The organism is Sporichthya sp. (assembly GCF_013815995.1).
GTDB lineage: Bacteria > Actinomycetota > Actinomycetes > Sporichthyales > Sporichthyaceae > Sporichthya.
Map to the genome: position 1 here is coordinate 1 of NZ_JACDFE010000188.1, position 9,001 is coordinate 9,001.

Below are 9,001 nucleotides of genomic sequence, written 5' to 3' on the forward strand. Positions count from 1 at the left end.
TCTGCGACCGCGCAATCTTGTCCAGGGTCTCGCGCTGGACCCCCGTCATCGTCAATGCCGCTGCAGCGTGACTCACGGATCGAGAGTATCGAACTACTACCTAGTTATTTGCGAGACACACCACTAGAGCTTGCGGGCGACGGTGAGGCCGTCGGCGAGCGGCAGCAGCACGGACTCCATCCGGTCGTCCGCACTGACCCGGTCGTTGAACGCACGCAGGGCGACGGTGTCGTCGCTGGTGTCCGCGGGGTCGACGACCTGGCCGGACCACAGGGTGTTGTCCACCAGGATCAGCCCGCCGGAGCGCAGTCTCGGCACGATCTGCTCCCAGTAGCCGAGGTAGCCGGTCTTGTCCGCGTCGATGAACGCGAAGTCGATGGCTTCATCGGCCGGCAGCGCCGAGAGCGTCTCCAGGGCCGGCGCGATCCGCAGTTCGATCCGGTCGGCCACCCCCGCCCGGTCCCAGTACTTGCGCGCGATGTCGGTGTACTCCTCGCTGACGTCGCAGCACAGCAGTCGCCCGCCCGGTCCGAGCGCGCGGGCGATGCAGATCGAGGAGTAGCCGGTGAAGGTGCCGACCTCGACCGCGAAGCGCACCCCGACCAGCCGGGCCAGCAGGCCCATGAACGCGCCCTGATCGGGGGAGATCGCCATGCTGGCGACGCGACCCATCGCCGCGGTGTCCGCGGCCAGGTCGCGCAGCACGTCATCCGGTTCGGGCGCGTGCGCGGCGACGTAGTCGAACAGGGCGGGTGAGATCAGCGAGGAGCGTGGCGACATGCCTCGCAAGCTACCCCGGGCGGTACTCCGACCCACCAGGCGCACCGGGTGGTGGCGGCTCGGGCGCGTCCCGCACATCCCGCACATCCCGAACATCGCTGTGCTCGAGGATGTGCAGCTGCAGTTCCGCGACCAAGCGGTCGGTCGGGTCCTTCAGATCGAGCCCGGTCAGCTCCTGCATCCGCCGCAGCCGGTACCGCAACGTGTTCGGGTGCAGCAGCAGAGCCTCGGCGGCCTTCGGCACGTCGCCGGCGTAGTCGAAGAAGGCCCGCAGCGAGCGGATGTAGTCCGAGCGACCGGCCGAGTCCAGCCGGCGCAAGGTCGAGATCGGCCCGCCGAGCATCTCCGGGCGCTCGGCGGCGATGGACCGGATCAGCCCGAGGATCGGGTGCCCGCCATCCGTTGTGCCAGTCGTGGCGGAGGCGTGCGAGGACGCGGATTCACGCCCCCGCACGATGTCCTCCACGGTGGTGCTCAGTCCTCGCTCGTCGCGCCGGGCAGCTTGGCCGAAATCAGGTCCATCACCGTGGAGTCGGCCAGCGTGGTCGCGTCGCCGATCTCGCGGTTCTCCGCGACGTCGCGCAGCAACCGGCGCATGATCTTGCCGGACCGCGTCTTGGGCAGTTCGGCGACGACCATGATCTGCCGCGGCTTGGCGATCGCGCCGATCTCCTTGGCCACGTGGGCCCGCAGTTCGGCGACCACGTCGGCACCGCCGTCGCCCGCGCTGCTGCGCAGGATGACGAAGGCACAGATGGCCTGGCCGGTGGTGGCGTCGGCCGCGCCGACGACGGCGGCCTCAGCGACCTTCGGGTGCGAGACCAGCGCCGACTCGACCTCGGTGGTGGAGATCCGGTGGCCGGAGATGTTCATGACGTCGTCCACCCGGCCGAGCAGCCACACGTCGCCGTCCTCGTCCTTCTTCGCCCCGTCACCGGCGAAGTAGAGTCCTGCGAAGCGCGACCAGTAGGTCTCCTTGAAGCGTTCCGGGTCGCCCCAGATGCCGCGCAGCATCGCCGGCCAGGGCTCGGTCAGCACCATGTAGCCGCCGTGCCCGTCCGGCACCGACTGGGCGTTGTCGTCGACCACGTCCGCGCCGATTCCGGGTAACGGCCGCATCGCCGAACCCGGCTTGGTGGAGGTGACCCCCGGCAGCGGGCTGATCATGATCGCGCCGGTCTCGGTCTGCCACCAGGTGTCGACGATCGGGGCCTGGTCGCCACCGATCACCCGGCGGTACCACATCCAGGCCTCCGGGTTGATGTTCTCCCCGACCGACCCGAGCAGACGGATCTTGGACAGGTCGAACTTGTTCGGGATTTCCTCGCCCCACTTCATGAAGGTCCGGATCGCGGTGGGCGCGGTGTAGAGGATGCTCACGCCGTACTTCTGCGCGATCTCCCACCAGCGGCCCTGGTGCGGGGTGTCCGGGGTGCCCTCGTACATCACCGAGGTGGCCCGGTTGGCCAGCGGGCCGTACACGATGTAGGAGTGCCCGGTGACCCAGCCGACGTCGGCCGTGCACCAGTACACGTCGTTGTCGGGCTTGAGGTCGAAGACGTTCTTGTGGGTGTACGCACACTGCGTCAGATAACCGCCGGTGGTGTGCAGGATGCCCTTCGGCTTCCCGGTCGTGCCTGAGGTGTAGAGCAGGTAGAGCGGGTGCTCGGAGTCGAAGGCCTCGGGGGTGTGCTGGTCCGAGGCGGACTCCACGGCGTCGTGCCACCAGAGGTCGCGGCCCTCGGTCCAGTCCACGTCCTGGCCGGTCCGGCGGACCACCAGGACGTTGCGGACGTCCGGGCACTTGCTCACGGCTTCGTCGACCGCCGGCTTCAGGGCGGCCGCCGCGCCACGGCGGTAGCCACCGTCGGCGGTGATGATCACGCGGGCGTCGGCGTCCTGGATGCGGGAGGCCAGCGCGTCAGCGGAGAAGCCGCCGAACACGACCGAGTGCGGAGCGCCGATGCGGGCGCAGGCGAGCATCGCGACCGCGGTCTCCGGGATCATCGGCATGTAGATGCAGACCCGGTCCCCGGTCTTCACGCCCATCGCGATCAGGGCGTTCGCGGCCTTGGAGACCTCACGCTGCAGGTCGGTGTAGGTGATGGTGCGGGTGTCGCCCGGCTCGCCCTCCCAGTGGAAGGCGACCTGGGCGCCGTGCCCGGCTTCGACGTGCCGGTCGACGCAGTTGTAGGCGACGTTGAGTTTTCCGCCGATGAACCACTTCGCGAAGGGTCGGTCCGACCAGTCGAGGACGTCGGTCCACTTCTGGGCCCAGGACAGCTCCTCGGCCTGTTCGGCCCAGAACGCGAGCCGGTCCTTGGCCGCGTGGTCGTACAGATCGGCCTGGGCATTGGCGGCCGCTGCGAACGCGGCCGGCGGGTCGAAATGACGATCCTCGTGCGAGAGGTTGGACAGGGCGTCGGAACTCACGTCGGGTCCTCCGAAAACAGAACATCAAGCGGAACTGAGGCAAAGCGGGAGCGGGACCTCCCGGCGCCCCTGAAGTTGGGGCGCCGGGTAGGCCTCGACTTGTCGAGCGGGCCGTACCAGTTCTTCTAGTGCTGAACTGCGCCCTCTGCGCCGGCCCCGGTGAGCGCGCGGACCTCGAACTGCTTGTACTTCTCGATGGACTCCGGCTCCTTCGAGGAGAGGGTGCCGATGATGCCGAAGAGGAAGCCGGCCGGGATCGAGATGATGCCGGGGTTCTTCAGCGGGAAGTACGACCAGTCGCTGCCGGTCCCGTCGCAGAGCTTCGTCGCCGCGTCGACGTTGCACTTGAACAGCGAGTTTGCCTCTCCCGACACGTTCGGGGAGAAGACGATCAGGCCGATGCAGACGATCAGGCCGCCGTAGATCGCCCAGGTCGCGCCGCGGGTGTTGAAGCGCGCCCAGAACAGGTTGAGCAGGATCGACGGCAGGTTCGCCGAGGCCGCGACCGCGAACGCGAGGGCGACCAGGAAGGCAATGTTCAGATTCTTCGCGCCCAGACTGAGCACGATGGACACCCCACCGATGACGAACGCCGCGATGCGGGCGACCTTGATCTCTTCCTTCTCGGAGCAGTCGCCGTTCTTGATCACGTTGGCGTACAGGTCGTGCGAGAATGACGACGAGGACGCCAGGGTCAGGCCGGCGACGACGGCCAGGATGGTCGCGAAGGCGACGGCGGAGATGAGTGCCAGAAGGATGGCGCCACCGGCGCTCCCGTCGCCACCACCTACTTCTTCTGCGAGTAGTGGTGAAGCGAGGTTGCCTGAACCACCGGCTGCTGCGATCTCGGTGCGACCGAGCAGCGCCGCTGCACCGAACCCGAGGACCAGGGTCATCAGGTAGAAGGTGCCGATGATGCCGATCGCCCACATGACCGAGGTGCGTGCGTCCTTGGCGGTCGGCACGGTGTAGAAGCGGATCAGGATGTGCGGCAGGCCCGCGGTGCCGAGGACCAGCGCCAGAGCCAGGGAGATGAAGTCGATCTTCGTGGTGCCGCTGATGCCGTACTGGGCACCGCCGCCGAGGAAGAGGAACTCCCGGACCTCACCGGTGGCAGCGTTGAACCCCGCTCCCAGCTTTTCCTTGGCGTCGCGCTCGGAGGCCTCCTTCAGCATCCGGGAGATGTTGAAGTCGAACTTCAGCAGCGTCAGGAACACCACGACCGTGGTGCCGCCCATCAGCAGGCAGGCCTTGACGATCTGCACGTAGGTCGTGCCGCGCATGCCGCCGACCGTGACGTAGACGATCATCAGGGCGCCCACGGCGACGATCGTGAGGTTCTTCGAGCTGTCGCTGGTGGCGCCGATCAGCAGCGAGACCAGCGCGCCCGCTCCGGCCATCTGCGCCAGCAGATAGAAGATCGAGACGATGACCGTGGAGGTGGCGGCCGCCGTACGCACCGGCTTCTGCTTCATCCGGTAGGAGAGAACGTCGGCCATCGTGTAGCGGCCGGTGTTCCGCAGCAGTTCGGCGACCAGGAGCAGGGCGACCAGCCAGGCCACGAGGAAGCCGATGGAGAAGAGGAAGCCGTCGTAGCCGTTGAGGGCGATGGCTCCGGAGATGCCCAGGAAGCTCGCGGCCGACATGTAGTCGCCGGAGATCGCCAGGCCGTTCTGGAAACCGCTGAAGGAGCGGCCGCCGGAGTAGAAGTCCGCCGCGGTGGCGTTCTGCCGCGAGGCTCTGAAGGTGATGAACAGCGTCAGCGCGACGACCGCGCCGAACATGGTCAGCGTGAGGGTCTCGGTGCCGGTCACTCGGCACCTCCCGCGTTAAACTTGTTCACCAGGGCCTGCGACAGGGGGTCGATCTCGACTTCGGCCCGCTTGGCGTAGAGGAAGGCGATGCCGAAGGTCGAGACGAACTGGAGGAGGCCGAAGATCAGGCCCACATTGATGTGGCCCAGCACTTCCTCACCCATGAAGTCGTGCGCGTAGGTCGCGCAGATGACGTAGAGGGCGTACCAGGCCAGGCCCGCGCCCAGCAGCGGGAAGACCAGTCGCTTGAACCGGCGCCGCAGCTCGGCGAACTCCGGATCGTCGTAGAGGGCTTGGTACTCGGGGGTCATACCGGTATTCGCGGCTGACCGGCCCGGTTCTTCGAGTTGGGCCACGTGAACTCCTTGTGCTGGGCTGACTCGTCGGGGACGCGAGACACATTAGGTCGCACGCAAGGACGTGTGACCGTTGTCGCAACGGCCAAACGACCGCGTGTCCGATACCTGCGCCAGGCGGCCCTTCTGTCCCGTTCGGCGGGGCCGGCCCGTCGACGAATGGTCAGGTGGACCGGCCCACCGCCGCCCATTTCTCAGGAAGTGGCAGGGTTTTGTCTCGACGTCGAGAGAGTGACCTGGGTCTCGCAGTAGCAAGCATGAGACCTGGGTCACGTGAGCATTTCGCGGCGATTTCGATAGCAAAACTTGCAAATCGTAGGAAATTCCAACCGGGTACCACCGTTTTGCGGTCCCAGCGAAGATCCTTTGTTCGTACGTACAAATGAGCAGCGTCACACCCCCCGTTCGGCGCAAATAGCTACCGCTCGTCGATGCCAGGAATGTCCGACATTGCAGGACCACCCTTCCTGAGAAACCGTCCGTCTTGGAGACGTGCCGTACTCCGAAAGTTCCATGTCCGCGCACACCCCCTTGTTACATCGGACCCCGGCACGCGATACGTCTCCATCGCCCTTCGCCCGGAGGGCTGCACGCTCCTATCCACCTCGTCGCCCGGCGGAGAAGCCCTCCCCGTAAACCGCGATGAGCCTGATGCCGGTCTCCCCCGAGCCGGCGTGAAGGGAACGGTTCATGTCACCAACACCCACTCCCGACTCCGCAGCTTTGGCTGAGTCGACCGTCGAGCAGCCGAGCGGCACCAGCCGTCGTCAGTTCGTCGGTTACGTCCTGGCCGGCACCACGCTGGCCGTCACCGCCGATGTCGCCTGGGAGACCGCCGCCCCCAGCGCCGCACATGCTGCTGGCGGATCACCGATCCCCAGTAACTCGACCTTCTCCGACCACTACGACTTCCTGGACCTGTACCGGGATTCCTGCTTGCCGACCAACCACCTCCTCGCCCTCTCGATCACGCCGGACGGTAAGGCTCTCTTCGAGCTCCCCCGCCAGGAAGCCGGCCAGGGCATCACCACCTCGTTCGCGCAGATCATTGCGGACGAGCTGGACATGCCGATGGAGGACGTCATCGTCACCCTCTCTGACGGCCGTCCCGAGCTGGTCTACAACATGCTGACCGGTGGCTCGACCTCGCACTTCTCCCTCTGGGAGCCGGTCAAGATGTCCGCCGCAACGGCGCGTACCGCTCTGGCCACCGCTGCGGCCGAGAAGTGGGCCGTGCCGGTGTCCTCGGTCAAGACCCGTGACGGCGCCGTGTTCGGCCCGGACGGTCAGATGGCGACCTACGGCTCCCTCTCCGAGGCTGCCGCGTCGCGCATCACCAAGCCGCTCGACGTCAAGCTCAAGAGCAAGCCCGGTCAGTTCGTCGGCCAGAGCATCGGCCGCGTCGACGCGCGCAACATCGTTCAGGGCCAGAAGGTCTTCGCCATGGACCTGAAGATCGCCAACGCGATGCCGACGATGGTCTGCCGTCCGCCGACACTGAACGGCACCGTGCAGTCGATCGAGAACCTCGAGCAGGTCAAGGCGATGCCGGGTGTCACCGACGTCGGCGCGATCTCCCGTGGTGTGGCCGTGCGTGCGCGCACCTTCGGCCAGTGCATCGACGCCATCCGCGCCCTGCGCGTCTCCTGGGGCTCCGGCACCATTGACAACGAGAACAACGACAGCCTCACCGCGAAGGTTGCGTCCGTCCTGCTCCCGATCTCACCGGCATCTCCCGCCGACGAGGTCATCGAAGAGGACTACGTCTTCCACTACCGCAGTGGCTCTCCGCTGGAGACCAACTGCGCCGTGGCCGACGTGCGTGGCGACACCGCCGAGGTGTGGGGCGGCCACAACATGCCGATCATCACGCTGCAGCGCATCGCGCTGATGCTGGACGTCCCCGAGGAGAACGTGATCGTGCACTGCACGACCGCGGGTGGTTCCTTCGGTCGGCACCTGTTCTCGGACGCCTCCTACGAGGCCGTCGAGGCTTCGAAGCTCTTCGGCAAGCCGGTGAAGCTCATGTACCACCGGACGGACGACGCCCGCCACGGGCGTATGCACCCGATGATGGTCAACCGCGTCCGCGCCACCAAGCAGGGCAACAGCATCACGAGCTTCGTGATGTCGAGCGCCTCGTCTGCTTGTGACTGGACCCACGGTCTGGGCGAGATCATCTCCGGTTCGGCGACTGCCCAGGACCCGCGTCTGGGCTTCTCCGGCAACAAGGAGTTTGGCAACCTCTCGGTGTCCATGGGTTTCTACCAGTTGGTCACGTCGGTGCCCTACAACTTCGGCCCGACCGCTGTCTACCTGAACGAGATCTTCGCCTACGACACGCTGCCGACCTCCGCGGTCCGCAACGTGTACTCGCCGGACACCGGCACCGCTCGCGAGCTCCACGTCTCCCGCCTGGCCGACGCCGTTGGCATGGACGACTACGAGTTCCGTCGCACCTTCACCAAGGACGACGGCTGGCGCGCAGTGCTGGACAAGGCCGCCGAGGCCGGTGACTGGGGTCGCACGATGCCCGAGGGCACCGCGCAGGCCATCGCCCTGCACTCCGAGTACCAGTGCAAGGTCGCCTGCTTCATGGAGATCGACGCACGGCCGGCCATGGTCAACCGCAAGATCCGCGAGGCCTACACCGGTCCGCGTGTCACCAAGGCGATCATGGCGGTTGACGCGGGCAAGGTCATCAACCCGCGTAACTTCCAGGCCAACATGATGGGCGGCTGCATGGACGGCATCGCGCAAGCGCTGACGGCCAGCTGCCACATCGAAGACGGTCTGCCGCTCGAGGGCTCGTGGGACAACTACCGGTACACCCGGCAGTGGAACGTTCCTTACGTCTTCGAGTGCTTCGTGATGCCGGACAACCGTGAGATCGGTGGTGGCGCCGGTGAGACCGGTGTCGCCGCTGGCCAGTCCGCGGCGGCCATCGCCTGGGGCCGCGCCAAGGGCACTCTCCCCACGGAGAACCCGGTCAACTTCCGCGACCCGCTCGGCTACGTCGTGAAGTCCCGGATCCCCCCGATCCCGCAGTCGCCCATCAATGGCCGCCGCTTCGCGCGCTGACCTGACTACTCAGAGAGGAGACTGTTATGCCTAAGCACTCGTTCATCCTGAACGGCAAGAAGGTCAGCGTCGACATCGAGAACAACGTCCGCATGCTCTGGGTCCTGCGTGACGTCCTTGGGGTCACCGGCCCCAAGTACGGCTGTGGAATCCGGGTCTGCCAGGCCTGTACCTCGCACCTCAACGGCAAGCACTTCAACCCGTGCTCCGTCCCGGTTTCCGACATCAAGGCGACCGACCGGATCACGACCATTGAGGGCCTGGCCAAGACCTCCAAGTCGGCTCTGCACCCCGTGCAGGAAGCTTGGATCAAGTACGACGTCGCCCAGTGCGGTTACTGCCAGCCCGGCCAGATCATGGCCGCGACTGCGCTGATCAACCGTGTGAAGAAGTCCGGCCGCAAGATCTCCGAGGCCGACCTCGACACCCTGCGCAACGTCTGCCGCTGCGGCACCTACCCCCGCATCCGCGAGGCCGTGAAGTTCGCCGCGACCAAGATGTAGTTCTGAGCACCTAGCACCACGGGCACCTCTCGGG

At 66.5% G+C, this 9,001-nt stretch carries 7 protein-coding genes; 2 read left to right on the forward strand and 5 right to left on the reverse strand.

Going from position 1 to position 9,001, the window contains the following annotated elements:
- Positions 1-123: 123 nt before the first annotated feature.
- The 5 genes from H0X00_RS18125 to H0X00_RS18145 all read right to left on the reverse strand — a co-directional run bounded on the left by H0X00_RS18125 (position 124) and on the right by H0X00_RS18145 (position 5,338).
- Complete coding sequence (locus tag H0X00_RS18125) at positions 124-780, reverse strand: O-methyltransferase (protein ID WP_293773631.1); 657 nt, start codon at positions 778-780, stop codon at positions 124-126.
- A 10-nt stretch (positions 781-790) separates the two neighbouring features.
- Positions 791-1,234 carry a CdaR family transcriptional regulator gene (locus tag H0X00_RS18130; protein WP_293773633.1) on the reverse strand — a complete coding sequence of 148 codons (444 nt, stop codon included), beginning with the start codon at positions 1,232-1,234 and terminating at the stop codon, positions 791-793.
- Between the two features lie 20 nt (positions 1,235-1,254).
- Positions 1,255-3,213 (reverse strand): acetate--CoA ligase, encoded by a 1,959-nt coding sequence (gene acs, locus H0X00_RS18135; protein ID WP_293773635.1) that lies wholly within the window; start codon positions 3,211-3,213, stop codon positions 1,255-1,257.
- Positions 3,214-3,338: 125 nt separating this feature from the next.
- Positions 3,339-4,997: a cation acetate symporter gene (locus tag H0X00_RS18140; RefSeq protein WP_367186685.1), complete on the reverse strand. Its 1,659-nt coding sequence runs from the start codon at positions 4,995-4,997 to the stop codon at positions 3,339-3,341.
- Between the two features lie 26 nt (positions 4,998-5,023).
- Positions 5,024-5,338, reverse strand: coding sequence for a DUF485 domain-containing protein (locus tag H0X00_RS18145; RefSeq protein WP_367186686.1), 315 nt, complete (start codon positions 5,336-5,338; stop codon positions 5,024-5,026).
- Positions 5,339-6,106: 768 nt separating this feature from the next.
- Between H0X00_RS18145 and H0X00_RS18150 the strand changes: the two genes are divergently transcribed.
- Positions 6,107-8,464 (forward strand): molybdopterin cofactor-binding domain-containing protein, encoded by a 2,358-nt coding sequence (locus H0X00_RS18150; RefSeq protein WP_293773643.1) that lies wholly within the window; start codon positions 6,107-6,109, stop codon positions 8,462-8,464.
- Positions 8,465-8,490: 26 nt separating this feature from the next.
- On the forward strand, positions 8,491-8,967 hold the full coding sequence (locus H0X00_RS18155; RefSeq protein ID WP_293773645.1) for a (2Fe-2S)-binding protein: 477 nt from the start codon (positions 8,491-8,493) through the stop codon (positions 8,965-8,967).
- Positions 8,968-9,001: the final 34 nt, after the last annotated feature.

Excerpts from the sequence above, each read along its gene's own strand:
- H0X00_RS18140 (WP_367186685.1), bottom strand. The coding sequence starts at position 4,997 with ATGTTCGGCGCGGTCGTCGCGCTGACGCTGTTCATCACCTTCAGAGCC.
- H0X00_RS18155 (WP_293773645.1), top strand. The coding sequence starts at position 8,491 with ATGCCTAAGCACTCGTTCATCCTGAACGGCAAGAAGGTCAGCGTCGAC.
- H0X00_RS18125 (WP_293773631.1), bottom strand. The coding sequence starts at position 780 with ATGTCGCCACGCTCCTCGCTGATCTCACCCGCCCTGTTCGACTACGTC.
- H0X00_RS18145 (WP_367186686.1), bottom strand. The coding sequence starts at position 5,338 with ATGACCCCCGAGTACCAAGCCCTCTACGACGATCCGGAGTTCGCCGAG.